This is a genomic window from Marinomonas rhodophyticola, assembly GCF_026113935.1.
In the GTDB taxonomy this organism is placed as follows: Bacteria; Pseudomonadota; Gammaproteobacteria; order Pseudomonadales; family Marinomonadaceae; genus Marinomonas; species Marinomonas rhodophyticola.
In genome coordinates, this window is record NZ_JAPEUL010000006.1 from 256,206 (window position 1) to 273,351 (window position 17,146).

General features: G+C 44.6%; 13 protein-coding genes and 3 pseudogenes. 6 read left to right on the forward strand and 10 right to left on the reverse strand.

Annotation, left to right across the window (positions count from 1 at the left end; translation table 11 throughout):
- Positions 1-13: 13 nt before the first annotated feature.
- The 4 genes and pseudogenes from folK to pgi all read left to right on the forward strand — a co-directional run.
- Positions 14-496, forward strand: a complete 483-nt coding sequence (gene folK / locus ONZ52_RS07135) for a 2-amino-4-hydroxy-6-hydroxymethyldihydropteridine diphosphokinase (protein WP_265218188.1) — start codon at positions 14-16, stop codon at positions 494-496.
- A 3-nt stretch (positions 497-499) separates the two neighbouring features.
- The gene (gene panB / locus ONZ52_RS07140; protein ID WP_265217977.1) at positions 500-1,324 is read left to right on the forward strand and encodes a 3-methyl-2-oxobutanoate hydroxymethyltransferase; all 825 of its coding nucleotides are present in this window, start codon (positions 500-502) and stop codon (positions 1,322-1,324) included.
- A pseudogene (gene panC / locus ONZ52_RS07145) lies at positions 1,324-2,173 on the forward strand (pantoate--beta-alanine ligase). The gene panB and the pseudogene panC overlap by 1 nt, the downstream one beginning before the upstream one ends.
- Positions 2,174-2,203: 30 nt before the next feature.
- Positions 2,204-3,844 (forward strand): annotated as a pseudogene (gene pgi, locus ONZ52_RS07150) (glucose-6-phosphate isomerase); the annotation flags it as partial.
- Between the two features lie 316 nt (positions 3,845-4,160).
- On the opposite strand, the gene ONZ52_RS07155 reads toward pgi, so the two are convergent.
- Both ONZ52_RS07155 and ONZ52_RS07160 read right to left on the reverse strand, forming a co-directional pair.
- Positions 4,161-4,415: a Txe/YoeB family addiction module toxin gene (locus ONZ52_RS07155; protein WP_265217978.1), complete on the reverse strand. Its 255-nt coding sequence runs from the start codon at positions 4,413-4,415 to the stop codon at positions 4,161-4,163.
- Positions 4,412-4,666, reverse strand: coding sequence for a type II toxin-antitoxin system Phd/YefM family antitoxin (locus tag ONZ52_RS07160; RefSeq protein ID WP_428981165.1), 255 nt, complete (start codon positions 4,664-4,666; stop codon positions 4,412-4,414). The genes ONZ52_RS07155 and ONZ52_RS07160 overlap by 4 nt, the downstream gene beginning before the upstream one ends.
- Before the next feature lie 300 nt (positions 4,667-4,966).
- On the opposite strand from ONZ52_RS07160, the gene ONZ52_RS07165 reads away from it, so the two are divergent.
- The gene (locus tag ONZ52_RS07165) at positions 4,967-5,596 is read left to right on the forward strand and encodes a DUF1349 domain-containing protein (RefSeq protein ID WP_265217979.1); all 630 of its coding nucleotides are present in this window, start codon (positions 4,967-4,969) and stop codon (positions 5,594-5,596) included.
- Positions 5,597-5,697: 101 nt separating this feature from the next.
- On the opposite strand, the gene lplA is transcribed toward ONZ52_RS07165, so the two are convergent.
- From lplA to ONZ52_RS07205, 8 genes and pseudogenes are all read right to left on the reverse strand, one after another.
- Positions 5,698-6,711, reverse strand: a complete 1,014-nt coding sequence (gene lplA / locus ONZ52_RS07170) for a lipoate--protein ligase (RefSeq protein WP_265217980.1) — start codon at positions 6,709-6,711, stop codon at positions 5,698-5,700.
- Positions 6,712-6,886: 175 nt separating this feature from the next.
- Positions 6,887-8,779 carry a methyl-accepting chemotaxis protein gene (locus ONZ52_RS07175; RefSeq protein ID WP_265217981.1) on the reverse strand — a complete coding sequence of 631 codons (1,893 nt, stop codon included), beginning with the start codon at positions 8,777-8,779 and terminating at the stop codon, positions 6,887-6,889.
- A 281-nt stretch (positions 8,780-9,060) separates the two neighbouring features.
- A complete protein-coding gene (greA, locus tag ONZ52_RS07180) occupies positions 9,061-9,537 on the reverse strand; it encodes a transcription elongation factor GreA (RefSeq protein WP_265217982.1) in 477 nt (158 codons plus the stop codon).
- Positions 9,537-12,752: a carbamoyl-phosphate synthase large subunit gene (gene carB, locus ONZ52_RS07185; protein ID WP_265217983.1), complete on the reverse strand. Its 3,216-nt coding sequence runs from the start codon at positions 12,750-12,752 to the stop codon at positions 9,537-9,539. The genes greA and carB overlap by 1 nt, the downstream gene beginning before the upstream one ends.
- A gap of 34 nt (positions 12,753-12,786) precedes the next feature.
- Positions 12,787-13,919 (reverse strand): annotated as a pseudogene (gene carA / locus ONZ52_RS07190) (glutamine-hydrolyzing carbamoyl-phosphate synthase small subunit).
- A gap of 262 nt (positions 13,920-14,181) precedes the next feature.
- Positions 14,182-14,733 carry a DJ-1 family glyoxalase III gene (locus tag ONZ52_RS07195; RefSeq protein WP_265217984.1) on the reverse strand — a complete coding sequence of 184 codons (552 nt, stop codon included), beginning with the start codon at positions 14,731-14,733 and terminating at the stop codon, positions 14,182-14,184.
- A gap of 136 nt (positions 14,734-14,869) precedes the next feature.
- Positions 14,870-15,235 carry a GNAT family N-acetyltransferase gene (locus ONZ52_RS07200; protein ID WP_265217985.1) on the reverse strand — a complete coding sequence of 122 codons (366 nt, stop codon included), beginning with the start codon at positions 15,233-15,235 and terminating at the stop codon, positions 14,870-14,872.
- A gap of 31 nt (positions 15,236-15,266) precedes the next feature.
- Positions 15,267-16,097 (reverse strand): hypothetical protein, encoded by an 831-nt coding sequence (locus tag ONZ52_RS07205; protein WP_265217986.1) that lies wholly within the window; start codon positions 16,095-16,097, stop codon positions 15,267-15,269.
- Between the two features lie 179 nt (positions 16,098-16,276).
- Here ONZ52_RS07205 and ONZ52_RS07210 point away from each other — a divergent pair, with 179 nt between their 5' ends.
- On the forward strand, positions 16,277-17,065 hold the full coding sequence (locus ONZ52_RS07210) for a transporter substrate-binding domain-containing protein (RefSeq protein ID WP_265217987.1): 789 nt from the start codon (positions 16,277-16,279) through the stop codon (positions 17,063-17,065).
- The last annotated feature ends 81 nt before the right edge of the window (positions 17,066-17,146 follow it).

Below are 17,146 nucleotides of genomic sequence, written 5' to 3' on the forward strand. Positions count from 1 at the left end.
AGGATGCCTCTTGATACACGCTTATATTGGACTCGGCAGCAATCTTGACAACCCAGTGGCGCAACTTGATCGCGCCATTGATACCTTAAAGAAACACGACGATGTAAAAAATCTTCGTGTTTCTTCTATTTATGGCAGCAAACCAGTTGGTCCACAAGACCAACCTGATTATGTTAATGCCGTCGCCGCCTTCGACACCGACCTATCCCCTATTGATTTACTCGATTTATTGCAAAGTATTGAGCAATCACAGCGTCGAGTAAGAGAACGGCATTGGGGACCGCGCACCTTAGACCTAGATCTGTTATTGTACGGACAAGAAACAATACAGCTACCAAGACTCACCGTGCCGCATACTTTCATGCTAGAACGAGGGTTTGTTATAAAGCCGCTTAGCGACCTAGCGCCTGATATGCTTTTAGCAAATGGCAAAACCGTTACCGAGCATTTACAGCAAATTGATACCAGCGATTTGGTCTTTATCAAAGAAGAATAAATTATGTATTCAGATAACTCACAAAGAAAACTCACCAAACCAGTTACCTTATCCACGCTCAAAAAAATGAAAGCCGATAAGGAAAAAATCACCTGCCTAACCAGCTACGACGCTTCATTTACTAATGTCATGAACGTGGCCGGTGTGGAAACCATTTTGGTTGGGGATTCTTTAGGCATGGTCATACAAGGCCAAGACAGCACCTTACCCGTTACCATCGAAGACATGTGCTATCACACTGCTGCCGTAAAGCGAGGCAATACCAATGCCTTCATTCTGTCTGACATGTCCTTCATGAGCTACAGCAAACCAGAACAAGCACTCGATAACGCCGCTAAATTGATGCAAGCTGGCGCCAACATGGTCAAATTAGAAGGTGGCAGCTGGCTCGCCGACACCGTAAAACTACTTAGCCAACGAGGTATTCCCGTTTGCGCACATTTAGGCCTAACCCCTCAATCCGTGCATAAATTTGGCGGCTATAAAGTACAAGGTAAAAGCCAAGACGCAGCCGACTTATTACTGCAAGAGTCGCTAGACCTTGTGGCGGCAGGGGCGGATATTCTCCTCTATGAATGCATCCCAACAGAATTGGGCAAAACACTGACAGAAGCCGTTCCTGTGCCAACAATCGGTATTGGCGCTGGGCATCATACAGATGGCCAAGTATTGGTGATGCACGATATGCTTGGCATCAACCTCGGCCATACACCAAAATTCGTCAAAAACTTCTTAACCGACGGTCGCAACGTGACGCAAGCCTTTGAAGCCTACGTAAAAGAAGTAAAAGACATGACCTTTCCAGGACCAGAGCACGGATTCAAATAATGCAAACATTCCATACTATCGCTGAACTTCGTGCCGCGCTAAAAATTGAGCGCCTACAAGACAAGAGTATCACCTTCGTCCCAACCATGGGCAACCTACACGATGGCCACATGTCACTGATACGTCGGGCAACAGAAGAAGGTGACGTCGTTGTTTCTTCCATCTTCGTTAACCCAATGCAATTCTCAGCCAACGAAGATTTAGAGCGCTACCCAAAAACACTAGAAGAAGACAAAAGGGTCCTTGAGGCCAACGGTTGTCACTACTTGTTCGCACCAGACGCCTTAGAAATGTACCCAGATGGCAAACGCAGCCAGACACAGATCGAAGTCATGGGCTTATCTGACATTCTATGTGGTGCATCACGCCCAGGTCACTTTGTTGGCGTTGCCACCGTGGTAACAAAATTGTTTAATATTGTTCAACCAGACTGTGCAATCTTTGGTAATAAAGATTTTCAGCAACTTAAAGTCATTGAAGATATGGTACGCGACTTAAGCTCAAACGTGCGCATCATAGGCGTTGATACAGCTCGTAATGACGATGGACTCGCCATGAGACTCACGCAACGGCTACCTAACACAAGAAGAAAGACGCATTGCACCGACGATGTACCAAACACTGCTATGGGCGAAAGAGGCGCTTATAGCAAACAGTGCGAGTCACGAGGACATTCGCGAACAAGCTCAACAGAAGCTTGAAGCGGCTGGTTTCCGTCGTGATTATTTTGAGATTCGCGCACAAGATAATTTACAAACACCATCAGAGGAAGAGAAACGCCTAGTCATTTTGGCTGCGGCACACTTAGGCAGTGCACGCTTGATTGATAATTTGCGTGTAGAGCTATAACTTTGATTTCTAGGGAGATTGTAATGGGCTTCACCCACAGAATTAACTGCTTGGCAGAAATTAATAGAACACAAACAAGACATGGCATCTGTAAATATGAAATCCTTGTTTGAAGCAGATCCCAAACGTGCCGAAAAATACACCGCACAAGCCGCTGGCTGGACATTGGATTACGCAAAAAATCGTGCCAATGACAAAACGCTAGCGCTACTAACGGATCTAGCAAAAGAAGCAGGGCTAGAAAGTGCTATTAAAGGCATGTTCAGCGGTGCGCATATTAACAACACCGAAGATCGCTCTGTCTTACACATCGCTCTACGTGCTAGCCAAGCGCAAGAAACGCTGATGGTAGATGGTATCAACGTCTTAGCTGAAGTACGTACAACACTTAAACAAATGGAAACATTTGTTACTCAACTACACAGTGGTGAATGGAAAGGCTACACAGGCAAAGCAATTACCGACATAGTTTCCATTGGTATTGGTGGCTCTTATCTTGGCCCAAAAGTGGTTGCAGAAGCGCTAACGCCATATAAAAAAGACGGCATCAAAGTGCACTTCGTTGCCAATATTGATGGTTCAGACATCAACGGCAAACTAAATCAAGTGAACCCTGAAACCACGGTATTTGTTATCTCATCTAAAACCTTTGGCACATTAGAAACACTGTCTAACGCAAATGCCGCGCGCGATTGGTTCCTAAGTAATGGCGGCTCACAAAATGACGTCAGCAAACACTTCGCAGCCGTAAGCTCCAATGTGAAAAAAGCTGTAGACTTTGGCATGGATAAAGAAAACATCTTCCCAATGTGGGATTGGGTTGGCGGACGTTACTCATTGTGGTCTGCGATTGGCTTGCCTGTTGCCATTGCCGTGGGCATGGACAACTTCTACGCCTTACTAGACGGCGCTCACAAAATGGACGAGCACTTCCGCACCGCGCCATTTGAAGAAAACCTGCCGGTAATCATGGGCGCCCTTGGCGTGTGGTACATCAACTTCCACAACGCACAAACTCACGCCTTAATTCCTTACGACCATTACCTACGTGCCATGCCTGCTCATATTCAGCAGCTCGACATGGAAAGTAACGGTAAAGCCAACCTATTGAATGGCGATGGCGTCACAACCGACACAGGCCCTATCATTTGGGGCGGTGCTGGCACCAACGGTCAGCATGCTTACCATCAGCTATTACACCAAGGCACACGTCTGGTTCCTGTGGACTTCATTGCACCACTGACCAGTCACAACCCAATTGGCGAACACCACACTCACTTGATTGCTAACTGCCTAAGCCAATCACAAGCCTTAATGGTCGGCAAAACCTTAGAGCAAGCCAAGCAAGAATTGCGTGACGCAGGTGCCGGGGCAGAGCAAGTGGAGGCCGTAGCGCCACACAAAGTGATTCAAGGCAACCGCCCTAGTAATACTCTATTTACCGATAAGATGACCCCTGCCACTGTCGGCGCTCTCATTGCACTGTATGAGCATCGCACCTTCGTGCAAGGCACCATCTGGGGAATTAACTCATTCGACCAATGGGGTGTAGAGCTAGGCAAAGTATTGGGAACCGACATCTACAATCGCCTTGTTAGCGACAGCGACAACAGCGCACTGGATGCTTCTACTCAAGCACTGATCAACGCGTTCAAGAAAGCTCAGGCTTAACTAAAAAAAGAGCAGCTTAGACTTTTTGACATTGAACTAAAAACACCAGCCTCGGCTGGTGTTTTTGTTTTCTCTGTTCCCTCCCCTTCTCTTCAAGGGGTTAGGGAGGGGTTATTAAACTGTAAGTCGCGCCTTCAGGCCGACACAAAACAACTCACATGACACCATCATCAGCCCAACACAGACTTTTGTACATAACACCAAGCCAAGCGGCGTTTCTCTTCACTTTTCAATTCTAGGTAAGGCCGGCTACCTCATCGAAACGCCGATTGGGTTGATGAAAGTAATTATCGAGCAGCGAACTAAAATAAAAAAACTAATAGTGATATCGTAACTGCGCTATCAAAATTGCATCATCTTGATATTTATAAACAATTCGATGCTCATCATTGATACGACGAGACCAATAACCAGCAAGGCCATGCTTTAAAGGTTCTGGTTTGCCAACCCCTTCATAAGGCTCTCGCTGAATATCTTTGATTAGTAAGTTTATCCGCTTTAATACTTTCTTATCTGTGCTCTGCCAGTAAAGATACTGATCCCAAGCTGCGGTTGAAAAAGTGAGCCTCACTCGATTAACTCTCTTTCAACGCCCTTACCCGCTTCCAGTTCAGCAATAGACTCCAACAAGACTCTGGCATTCGCTGGCGAACGCAGCAAATAGGTAGTTTCTTGCATGGACTCATAATCTTCTAACGACATCATCACAACTGGGCTCTCGCTTTTACGCGTGATGATCACTGGCGAATGATCGTCACAAACCTTAGCCATTGTCTTAGCCAAGTTAGCTCGGGCTGTTGTATAACTGATAGCATCCATCATTTTTTCCTGTACTTAATTCTGTACCACTGAGTATAAAGTAAACACCCAAAGTAAATCAACAACTAACCCGTAAGCTGTAATTAATAGAACAACACTAATTAGAAGCAATCAGGATCAGATAGAAATTAACTCTGCTGCCTCTTTCAACTGCCCGTGTTGTATCAAAAAATACCATCAAGACACAACGCCTGATTTTTCAATGCTATCTTTTCACTTAATCAATTGGACAAAGAACGTTAGAAAAGATACAAAAACCACCAGAGCAATAAACGAATTCAAGAAGGAGCGTAGAGGATTAAAATGGTAGATTTTACAAATGGTAAATGGATTTTCGAGCCAAAATTAAGTAAGGTGAGTCTAGACTCAGTCTCTATAACAACTGAGTCGAACACGGATCTCTGGCAACGCAGTTACTATGGATTTCGTAATGATAATGCTCCCGCATTACAGATTGAATCTGATGAAAACTTCACCTTTACCGCAAAAGCCAGTTTTACTTACCAAACTCAATTTGATCAATGTGGTCTTATTATCTATCTCGATAGTGAAAATTGGTTCAAAGCCTCAATTGAATACGAAAACCAAGCATTTTCAAGACTTGGAAGTGTCGTAACGAATTTTGGCTACTCAGATTGGGCCACATCAGATATCCCTCTACCAAAAGAAATCTGGTATCGCTTAAGCCGCCGAGGGGCAGACTTTCTGATTGAATCATCATTTGATGGTATTGTTTTCAATCAAATGCGCGTATTTCATTTGCATCAGCTTGGTGAGACAACAGTCGAAATGGGCAAATGCAACCCGCCACAACCCGCAGAGAAATCGGTAAAATTTGGTGTATATGCGTGCAGCCCTCAGAATTCATCTTTTACCGCTACATTCACCGACATGAGTTTAGAGCCTTGTAAATGGCTAGCCCACTACGCCTAAAGCCAACGTCAAAGGTGAAATTTGGCTAATCAGGATATTGCCAACTGTCTTTCATCATGTGAGCCGATTAAGCGAATTATTCGGCTCACATGGGAATTGGTCTAGGAAACCGCCTTAACCAACCACGCTTTCATTTCTTCTAAATCCGCCTTATGGTCTGGATAGTTTTCAATAACCGAGTCGACACAAGCTGCGATAGCGTCTGGTCGGTAGGTCACGCCTATAAGTTTTTCTGCAAGTTGCTCAATTGGATCCGGGAACAAGCTGTCGGTAAAGGTCTGCGCGGCGGTGATTTTCGCGTTGCTCAGATCGAGGTGAATCTCTACGCCGCCCCATTTGAAACGCTCATCTAGGGTGTGAGTAAACTGCGGAGATTTACCAAAGTTCCAGTCCCAGCTTTGCTGTTGTTCAAATTTTTCCACAAAGCCTGGTAGGTCTGGCAAGGCGTCAGGGGATATTTCCTCTATGGCTGGCACTTCATCAAAATATTCACAAAACGCTTCGACAATAGCGTCACAGACGAGCTGATGATCAATCGCTGGATACAAGCTGTTTAGGTTGGTGACTCGTGAGCGTACGGAGGTAATGCCTTTCGACTGTAACTTTTTGACATCAGGGTTGAGGTAATTCGCTAGACGACTCAAGTCAGCGTGCAGTAATAAAGTACCATGATGAAAACCGCGGTCCTTAGTCTCTTTATAGGCAGAGCCAGAAAATTTGCGCATGGCTTCACCCTCTCCGACCACCAGATCGTTACGGCCATTAGCATAACCTTCAATGCCTAACTTCTTTAAGCCGTTTAACACAATCTCTGTAGAGACTTCTTTGCTGTATTCCGGCTTACCCGCCATAAAAGTAAAGTTAGTATTCCCCAAATCATGGAACACCGCCCCACCACCGCTTTGACGACGAGCTAAATGAATCTTGTCTTGCTCCATCTTACTGATGTTGCATTCTTTCCAAGGGTTTTGTGAGCGACCAATCACCACGGTATCAGCATTACGCCAAAGAAATAAAACGCGCTGATCTGCTGGCATAGAACGAAAAATACAGTCCTCAACCGCCAAGTTAAAATGAGGGTTATTTGAATGGGACAATAAAATTCGGCTAGCCATGGCACTTTCTCTTTAAATGTCAGTAAATAAGAACGGATGTTAATAACATCCGTTCTTATTTACAACGACTTAGTTAGCAACAAAGAAAAAGGACTAACTAAAAAGTACAAACATAAAAGGGTAAATCACTTATAGCGATTTACCCTTTTGAATGAACATTTAAAAGTAAGTGCTTTTATAGTCTAAATTTAGCGACTTCTTGGTTTATTTGTCGTCCTAAGTCATGCAGTTTTTTCGCTTGTTCGGCGGCAAGCTTGCTAGCTTCTGACATCTCATCACCAACACCGCGTATGGTTTCGGTGTTGCGGCTAATTTCGAGTGTAACGGAAGATTGCTCTTCAGCCGCAGTCGCTATTTGTGCCGCCATATCATTGATTTTATTGATAGAATCAAGGATTAGACCTAAACTTCTATTTGCTTCTTCAGCATCTGAAACACTCTGGTTAGCCATCTCCTTACCTCTATCAGTCGCTTTAACTGCACTTTCCGCCGCAGCTTGCAAAGACTCTATCATTCCCTGAATTTCTTGAGTTGAGCTATGAGTACGTTGCGATAAAACCCTTACCTCATCAGCCACCACGGCAAAACCACGACCTTGTTCACCCGCCCTAGCGGCTTCAATTGCTGCGTTTAGTGCAAGCAAGTTAGTTTGCTCAGATATGCCACTAATAGTTGATAGGATAGAGTTGATGCTCTGTACATGTTTATTTAAATCGCCAATAATTTGACTTGCTCGGCCCACTTCTTCCGCTAAGGTTTCTGTAGAACGTTGACTTGTCTCAACTTCTTTGCGGCCTTTCTCTGTTATCGAAACACAATCTCTAGCAGAATAAGCTGTTTGCTCTGCATTAGTAGATATTTCTTGAGTCGCAGACGCCATCTCTGTCACTGCCGTCGCTATCATGTGAATTTCACTTTGATGACGTTGCAATCTCTCGTTTTGCTGATCTGATACCTTAGATACACCACCAGCTTCAGACAGCAAATCTTTAGAGGTAGCACTCAATCGGCTAATAATGCCATAAAGTTGTTCAACAAACCGATTGAAACTCGCTGCTAATTGGCCGATTTCATCGCCACTTTTCACTTCTAATCGAATCGTTAAATCACCATTACCATTTGCAATTTCATCTAGGCTTTTGGTAATGGCACTGAGATTTTCCAACATGACCTTCAATAACAAAGACATGATGATCAAAATAACAACCAAGATGATAAAACTAATAATGACCTGACTTATGAGCTGACTGCGTACCGGAGCAAACAATGTCTCTTTATCCATTACTAAAATAAGCGACCAGTTTGAATTAGGAATAACTGTCGCATAAATAAGCCGGTCACGACCATCTAACGACATATCTTGAAGCGTACGCTTAGAAACAAGTTTCTCGAGCAAATCACCAGCAAAGTTTTCATTTAGCTCTGAGGCTTTTTTACTTTGTAACTTGGAGTCAGGATGTGCAACGATCTGGTCACTTTTATCAACCACTACAGCATAACCATCACCAGGAACGTTAAGTTTATTAACAAAGAGCGTCAGTTGCTCTAAGGTAAGGTTAGCACCAATGGCACCAATAAACTGATTATCTTTCTTTACCGCTTCAGACAATGTAACTACATACTCATTTGTACTCGCGGAAACAAATGGAGAGGCTAAGAAACGACCATTGCTTTCTTTAGCACCTTTGTACCAACTGCGCACTCTTGGGTCATAATTTGGTGGGTTTAAGTTAGGGTCATTACGATACATCTCACCCTTTTCATTACCAAAATAAGTGATTGAGAAGCCTAGCCCTTCTCTTACTTGGTCCAATAATATATAGGGCTTGATATCTGGGAATTCTGCAATTGTCTTGGCAAGCTTGCTTACCGAGTTTTGTCTGTCTTTAAGCCAGTTCCCAACGTTATCACTAAATACTTCGGATACTAAGTCAACTTCATCTTCCAATGCAGACTCAATATTTTTTTGCAATGTAGTAACACTCTGAACAACTAAAGCAACAAAAAAAACAACAAAACAAATAACAGTAATAATAAGAATTTTTTTACGTAATGAGAAATTTTTCATAATGCCAATCCATCGATCTAAACGACATGCTTACACATGCATCAATTATATTTATTTTCGCTCAAGTTCACTTAAAGTAATCTCTCAACCAGCTCCATTGGCTAATATCTACTCGGATTGATCATAGGTTAGATAATCAATGAAAGTCAAAATAACTTAGTTAATTATTGTGAGGTTTTCATTAAGTTATGTAGAGTATTGATAATAATGAATCTAGAAACCTAGGCATAAAAAAACCACGATGCTTTCGCATCGTGGTTTTTTGTAAAACGCCTAATACATTAAATATATTCGACTTTCTCAATCTCGTATATCACTTCGCCACTAGGAACCTGAATGGTCACTTCGTCACCTTCTTCTTTGCCGATAATGGCTTTAGCGATTGGTGATGCGTAAGAGATTTTCTTCTCTTTTACATCCGCTTCGTCGTCGCCAACAATCTTATAAGTCACCGTTTCCTCAGTATCGACGTTAAACAAGGTTACTGTCGTACCGAAAATCACTTTGCCAGACGCTGGCAAGGATTTCACATCAATCACTTGCGAATCAGCAAGCTTCCCTTCGATCTCTTTAATACGACCTTCGGCAAATCCCTGCTCTTCACGAGCCGCATGGTATTCAGCGTTTTCTTTTAAGTCGCCATGTTCGCGCGCGGTTGCGATATCCGCAATCACGCGAGGACGGACGACAGTTTTCAAGTGATTCAGCTCTTCTCTTAGACGAGCTTCACCTTCTACTGTCATTGGTACTTTTTTCATTATTTCCCCAAGTGCAAATCTTGCAGTCTTCTAACTTTCGTTTCACCCGTTAGGCTAATCGCCATACTCGTTGCTTCAGCACCAGCCAATGTCGTAGTGTAACAAACCTTGCGCTGTAAAGCTGTACGACGGATAACAGAAGAGTCTGCAATCGCTTGCGTACCAGATGTGGTGTTGATGATGTAATCAATTTCGCCATTTTTCATCATATCAACGATATGAGGACGACCTTCATTCACCTTGTTCACTTTACGAACTTCCACACCATGATCAGTTAGGTATTTTGCTGTGCCTTCGGTACCCACAAGGTCAAAGCCTAATTCCGCCAAGCGACGAGCCACATCCACAGCCCCTTCTTTGTCCATATCACGAACGCTGATAAAAGCACGGCCAGACGTTGGCAATACGGTACCACCACCCAACGCGGCTTTACCGAACGCTTCAGCAAAGGTATCACCTACGCCCATCACTTCGCCCGTAGACTTCATTTCAGGCCCAAGAATCGGATCGACACCTTGGAACTTGTTGAATGGGAAAACGGCTTCTTTCACGCTGTAGTAAGAAGGAATAATTTCTTTAGTGAAACCAAGCTCTTCCAGTGTTTTGCCTGCCATGACCAAAGCCGCCACTTGCGCCAAAGAGCGACCAATACATTTAGAAACAAAAGGCACAGTACGTGATGCACGAGGGTTCACCTCGATCACATAAATTTCGCCATCTTGTACCGCAAGTTGAGTGTTCATCAAACCAACAACGCCAAGCTCTAGCGCCATGTTTTTGATCATCTCACGAATATCGTCTTGCACTTCTTTAGACAAAGAGTATGGCGGCAAAGAGCACGCAGAGTCACCAGAGTGAACGCCCGCTTGTTCGATATGCTGCATAATGCCGCCAATCACCACTTGCTTACCATCACTGATACAGTCGATATCAATCTCAATCGCCGCATTCAAGAAGTGATCTAGCAACACAGGGCTGTCGTTAGACACTTTCACAGCACTGGTCATGTAACGCATCAGTTCTTTTTCGTTGTATACGATTTCCATCGCACGGCCGCCCAATACATAAGATGGACGAACCACGAGTGGATAACCGATTTCAGCGGCTTTGGCAGCAGCTTGGTCAACACTACGCACTGTCGCGTTATGAGGTTGCTTGTAACCCAAACGCTGGATCATGCTTTGGAAACGCTCACGATCTTCTGCGCGGTCAATAGACTCAGGCGTGGTACCAATGATTGGCACACCTTCGTTTTGCAAAGCACGCGCAATTTTCAGCGGCGTTTGACCACCGAATTGAACGATCACGCCTTTTGGTTTTTCTTTGCGAACGATTTCTAACACGTCTTCAAGCGTGACTGGCTCGAAGTACAAACGGTCAGACGTATCGTAGTCAGTCGATACCGTTTCAGGGTTACAGTTCACCATAATAGTTTCGTAACCGTCGTCACGCAAACCTAGCGCCGCGTGTACGCAGCAGTAGTCAAATTCAATACCCTGACCGATACGGTTTGGACCACCACCAAGGATAATGATTTTTTCACGATCCGTTGGCGCCGCTTCACACTCGTCTTCGTAAGTGGAATACATATAGGCGGTATTGGTTGCAAATTCCGCCGCACAGGTATCAACACGTTTGTAGACGGGGTGAACATTCATCAAATAACGACGTTCACGCAACGATTTTTCAGTAACATGAAGCAGTTTAGCCAGACGTGCGTCAGAGAACCCTTTACGCTTCAAACGACGCAAAACATCGTAGGTCATGTCGACCAAGCCTTTATCCGCTAGGGCCGCTTCTTCTTTGATCAAGTCTTCGATTTGCACCAAGAACCAATGATCAACACCAGTAGCTTCATATACTTCGTCAACCGTCATACCTGAACGGAACGCATCGCCAATGTACCAAATACGGTCAGAACCTGGAGATTGAAGCTCGTAAGCCAATTTCTCTTTACTGTTTTCTTCGGAGAAATCCAGCTGAGGATTGAAACCGTCAGAACCCACTTCCAAGCCACGTAAGGCTTTTTGCAACGACTCTTGGAAAGTACGGCCAATCGCCATCACTTCACCAACGGATTTCATTTGCGTAGTTAAACGATCGTTAGCAGTTGGGAATTTTTCGAATGTGAAACGAGGGATCTTAGTGACAACATAGTCGATTGCTGGCTCGAAGCTCGCTGGAGTTTGGCCGCCAGTGATGTCGTTTTGCAACTCATCAAGGGTATAACCAATCGCCAATTTCGCGGCAATTTTTGCAATTGGGAAGCCCGTTGCTTTCGATGCCAAAGCAGACGAACGAGACACACGAGGGTTCATCTCAATGACCACAAGACGACCTGTTTTTGGATCCATACCAAACTGTACGTTGGAACCACCTGTCTCTACACCGATCTCGCGCAATACCGCCAAAGAAGCGTTACGCATGATTTGATATTCTTTGTCTGTCAACGTTTGTGCTGGTGCCACCGTGATAGAGTCACCCGTGTGAACCCCCATGGCGTCGAAGTTTTCAATCGCACAAACAATGATGCAGTTGTCTTTTTTGTCGCGGACAACTTCCATCTCGTACTCTTTCCAACCGATCAAAGATTCATCGATGAGCAATTCGTTGGTCGGAGACAAATCCAAACCACGAGTACAAATTTCGTCGAACTCTTCCATGTTATACGCGATACCGCCACCGGTGCCGCCCATGGTGAAAGAAGGACGAATAATACAAGGGAAGCCTACTTCCGCTTGAACTTTAAGCGCTTCTTCCATGTTATGGGCAATGCCCGCACGTGGACATTCAAGACCAATGGAGCGCATGGCTTGATCAAAACGGCTACGATCTTCCGCTTTGTCAATGGCATCAGCTGTCGCACCAATCATTTCTACATTGTATTTCGCTAACACACCATGACGTTCAAGATCCAACGCACAGTTCAATGCTGTTTGACCACCCATGGTCGGTAGCACCGCATCTGGGCGCTCTTTTTCAATGATCTTTTCAACGGTTTTCCATTCGATAGGCTCAATGTAAGTCGCATCGGCCATCGCGGGGTCTGTCATGATGGTGGCTGGGTTAGAGTTCACCAGAATAACGCGAAAACCTTCTTCACGAAGCGCTTTACACGCCTGCGCACCCGAATAGTCAAACTCACAAGCCTGACCGATAACAATAGGTACCGCACCTAAAATTAAGACGCTTTTTATGTCAGTACGTTTTGGCATAATATTTTCGTTCCGCTCCTATTTAGGTTTTGTCTTAGGCTTTAGAGGCTTTGATGTTTTCAATAAACTGATCGAACAAAGGCGCAACATCGTGTGGCCCTGGAACTTCGCTTCAGGGTGACCTTGGAAGCTAAATGCACTCTTGTCTGTACGTGCGATGCCTTGCAAGGAACCATCGAACAAAGATTTGTGAGTCATCACAAGGTTAGCTGGCAAGGTGTCTTCGTCTACCGCAAAACCGTGGTTTTGACTGGTGATCATCACAGTGCCTTTTTCAATCGCTTGTACCGGATGGTTTGCACCGTGGTGACCAAACTTCATTTTCTTGGTTTTCGCACCAGATGCTAATGCCAAAAGCTGATGACCAAGACAAATACCAAAAACAGGAATATCGGTTTCTAAAATTTCTTTGATGGCTTGAATCGCGTAATCACAGGCTTCTGGATCGCCAGGGCCATTAGATAGGAAAACACCATCTGGATTCATTGCTAATACATCTTTTGCAGGTGTTTTTGCAGGTACAACCGTTAGACGGCAGCCGCGTTCAACCAACATACGCAAAATATTGCGTTTTACACCATAGTCATAAGCAACCACATGGAAGTCGAAAGAGTCTGGTGTTGTGTGACCATTTACAAGATCCCAAGTAGACTCAGTCCACTCGTATGCTTTTTCAACCGTTACTTCTTTCGCTAGATCCATGCCTTTCAAACCAGGGAAAGCACGAGCCGCTGCAATCGCCGCCGCTTCATCTAAATTTTCACCCGCCATGATGCAACCTGCTTGCGCACCTTTTTCACGTAGAATACGTGTCAGCTTACGTGTGTCGATATCAGCAATACCCACCACACCTTTGCGCTTCAAATAAGAATCTAATGATTCTTGTGAACGCCAGCTGCTAGCCACTAGAGGAAGATCACGAATGATCAAGCCTTCACACCAAATTTTGTCGGATTCTTCATCTTCAGAGTTAACGCCAGTATTCCCAATGTGGGGATAGGTCAAGGTGACCATTTGTCGAGCATAGGAAGGATCAGTAAGAATTTCTTGATAACCAGTCATCGAAGTGTTAAATACCACTTCAGCAGTTGAGGAGCCATCTGCTCCGATCGACACCCCTTTAAAAACCGTGCCGTCTTCCAGAGCCAGAATCGCTGATGTTGCCAAAGGAACCTCCCATTTAGAGCCTTTCAGGTTGCAAAAAAGCGAGATAAACCGGCGGCTCATCTCGCTTTTAAGAAATTGCGTTTTTGCCGTGCATCTATTGATGGGTAACCAATAGATCTCGCGTTCAAAAAATCTGCCTAATTCTACTCTGATACGGCTTTAGCGTCCACCGAATTGCCGCTAAATCTAGCAAAAACACGGAATTTGCTTATATTTTTTCTTGACTTCTTAGTCAAGAATAAGCATGGAGCAAAATACTTTTCTAGCACAACAATCCATCAGCGACATTTTTCGCTGCATCATAGCCCTTTAAATTTCCCAATACCGTCAATGAAAAAACCATCGCAGCGGCAGGCCCTTTGCCAGTCAAAATATTGCCATCCATTACAACAGGTTCATTGGCGATATATTCCGCTCCAATCAATCCTTTTTCGAAACCTGGGTAACAAGTGGCTTGTTTATCCACCACAAAGCCATGGGTACCAAATACCACAGCAGGTGAGGCACAAATAGCCGCTAATAACGCATCTTGGATGTCATGTTTTTCCAACATATCAATCAACAATGCACAATCACGCAAATGTTCTGCCCCTGGCATACCGCCAGCCAACACAATCGCATCAAAAAATTGCTCTGACACATCGGTTAATAAAGTATCAGCCTCAAGCTTTGTACCGTGCGCCATCACAATGTGCTTTGTTTCATGAACACTCGCCACCGTGACATCTACGCCACCACGTCGTAATACATCGATAATCGTAATGGCCTCAATATCTTCATTACCATTCGCAATAGGAACCAATACTTTGCTCATAACCACCTCTTTAAACCCTTAAATTCATAGCCGCTTGGTAAACAAACAGGCCGCTTCGTGGCCTTGTTCTGTTTGTCCTTTTTTGGCTATTTGATAGTAATTTTTTCGACGACCGACCTGCTCAAACCCCAAAGATTCATACAAGGCAATGGCACCGACATTCGATTCGCGAACTTCTAACAAGAGCCTCACGGACATCTTGCTGCGCGACTGTTTCTGACCAAACCATGATTAACTGTCTGGCTAGTCCCTGTCTACGGACTGAGGTATCAATCACAATTAATTCTAATTCGGATTGATCAAGCACAACCGATGCAGTTAACCAGCCAACGATCGATTTCTGCGTCGCATCACCTAATTCAACCACCCAATTTTTGCGAGTCTGTAACGCCTCCGCAACCAAGCCCCCTCCCCAAGGATAAGGATTCGACAAGGCATCAAGTTGAATAATAGGCAGTAAATCTGACTCAGTCGCCAGACGAATAACAATAGAAGGTATCATAAAATGGAACGCCTCATAGAAGGCAAAGACATTAACGGAAAAAGCTTGATTGCATCACTTGCCACGCTTCTTTGCGCAATTCAGGAATACGATGCAATTCGGACAAACTTACGATGCGTGCTGTAGGGTATTGTTTTAAAGAACTTTCAGCTGGCAAATCCTCCACCAGCTGGGTAATTTTAGCACCGGCAAGCACGAGTAATGGAGGCTCAGGAAAATCTTTCACCAAACGACCCACATAGCTTTCTAACGCACCAAACAGCCAATCGGTACGATTTAAAAAATACGGGTTACGCAACTGCCCAGGCCAGCTAAACGCACTGCTCTGCCATTCGTCAATAGGCTGTTTTAGTAGCGCTTGTCCCATTTTCAGCGCCAGACGCTCAATCTCTTCTGCCTGAGAGAAGACCTCAGGCACATCACTTAAAATCAAAAGCTTATTAGATAAAGCATAAGCCTGAATATTCAGCCGCGTAATTTGGGTATTCAGCGTTGGGTCAGGCTCAACAACAATATCGACAGCCAACTCCTCGATAGGCTGTAAGTCTTCAACAATAATTTCTGGCCCAGCGTTTAACTGCTCACGAAGGTGATGGACTAGAGGCTCTTTTTCATCCGCTGATCGCTTATCTACCGGAGCGGAAGCAGGTTCAACCGCTTTAAAACCGGTAGACGAAGGAGACGAAGAAAAGTCCCTCGTCACCGCCACATCAATCGGCCAAGGCTGAACCGGCATAAAAACCGTGCCTGTCACACCGTCAGAAGCAGATTCACTTTTCTCAATAGACAACCAAGAAACGACGCCCATTTGCGCTAAGCAATGGGTTTGAAAGGCCTGTTGAGGTGATAGTTCGCGGTACATAATAACCTTAATCGCTGCGTTAAAAATCTACATTTGTCGATTTGAACATGAGTAAGCAAATATACCCGCTTACGCCAAGAGATGCCACTTGATGGCCTAAAGCTTGCTAGAGATCTTTACGCAACAGCTGTGTATAATCGCAGCCAATTTTGAGCAAACTCCTATAAAGGTATAAAAACATGGTGTCTTTATTATCTCGTTTGATGGTTATCGCTGCGGTTTCAATCAGCAGCTTGAGCTTCGCCGACAACTTGCCAGACCTTAAAGGTCGCACTATTTTAGCGGTCACTGAAAATGCTTACACACCACTTAATTTTGTCGACCCTGCAACAGGTGAAGGCATAGGTTGGGAATACGACGCCATGAACGAAATTGGCAAACGCTTAAACGCCAAAATTGAATGGCACCTAAGCAGCTGGGACACCATGATCCAAGCCGTCAAGCAAGGCCAATACGATGTCGGCATGGACGGCATTACCATTAACGAAGAACGCGCTCAGCAAATTGACTTCACGATTCCTTACATGACGTCTCAGCAATTCATGCTGGTGCGTGCCGATGAAGAACGCTTTAACGATGCAAAATCCTTTGCCGCCAACCCAGATCTGCAATTTGGCGCACAAGCCGGTACCACTAACTTTTATGTGGCCGTGTACGATGTGCTTGATGGTGATGAAAACAATCCTCGCATTACCTTATTAGAAACTTTTGGTGCATCTGTTCAAGCCTTGAAATCTGGCGATGTAGACAGCGTATTAATGGACGCTGCCTCTGCTCGCGGTTATATCGGTGCCAATCCAGGCGCGTTCAAAATCGTTGGCGGCCCATTGGGATCTGAAAATTTTGGCTTCATTTTGGCTAAAGGCTCAGACCTTGTTAAGCCAATCAATGCTGCCATCGAAAGCATGAAAAAAGACGGCACCTTGGAAGCCCTAAACAAAAAATGGTTCTTTGACTATAACCAATAGAAAAAGCCCCAAAAAACAATCCCGTTAAATAGAAATAACCACACAGTAACGGAGCGCCTAACACATAGGCCTTCCGTTTTT

What these genes read in the sequence shown, in the direction of transcription:
- panB (WP_265217977.1), top strand. Translation starts at nt 500, where the DNA reads ATGTATTCAGATAACTCACAAAGAAAACTCACCAAACCAGTTACCTTA.
- ONZ52_RS07160 (WP_428981165.1), bottom strand. Translation starts at nt 4,666, where the DNA reads ATGATGGATGCTATCAGTTATACAACAGCCCGAGCTAACTTGGCTAAG.
- ONZ52_RS07165 (WP_265217979.1), top strand. Translation starts at nt 4,967, where the DNA reads ATGGTAGATTTTACAAATGGTAAATGGATTTTCGAGCCAAAATTAAGT.
- lplA (WP_265217980.1), bottom strand. Translation starts at nt 6,711, where the DNA reads ATGGCTAGCCGAATTTTATTGTCCCATTCAAATAACCCTCATTTTAAC.
- ONZ52_RS07175 (WP_265217981.1), bottom strand. Translation starts at nt 8,779, where the DNA reads ATGAAAAATTTCTCATTACGTAAAAAAATTCTTATTATTACTGTTATT.
- greA (WP_265217982.1), bottom strand. Translation starts at nt 9,537, where the DNA reads ATGAAAAAAGTACCAATGACAGTAGAAGGTGAAGCTCGTCTAAGAGAA.
- carB (WP_265217983.1), bottom strand. Translation starts at nt 12,752, where the DNA reads ATGCCAAAACGTACTGACATAAAAAGCGTCTTAATTTTAGGTGCGGTA.
- ONZ52_RS07195 (WP_265217984.1), bottom strand. Translation starts at nt 14,733, where the DNA reads ATGAGCAAAGTATTGGTTCCTATTGCGAATGGTAATGAAGATATTGAG.
- ONZ52_RS07200 (WP_265217985.1), bottom strand. Translation starts at nt 15,235, where the DNA reads ATGATACCTTCTATTGTTATTCGTCTGGCGACTGAGTCAGATTTACTG.
- ONZ52_RS07205 (WP_265217986.1), bottom strand. Translation starts at nt 16,097, where the DNA reads ATGTACCGCGAACTATCACCTCAACAGGCCTTTCAAACCCATTGCTTA.
- ONZ52_RS07210 (WP_265217987.1), top strand. Translation starts at nt 16,277, where the DNA reads ATGGTGTCTTTATTATCTCGTTTGATGGTTATCGCTGCGGTTTCAATC.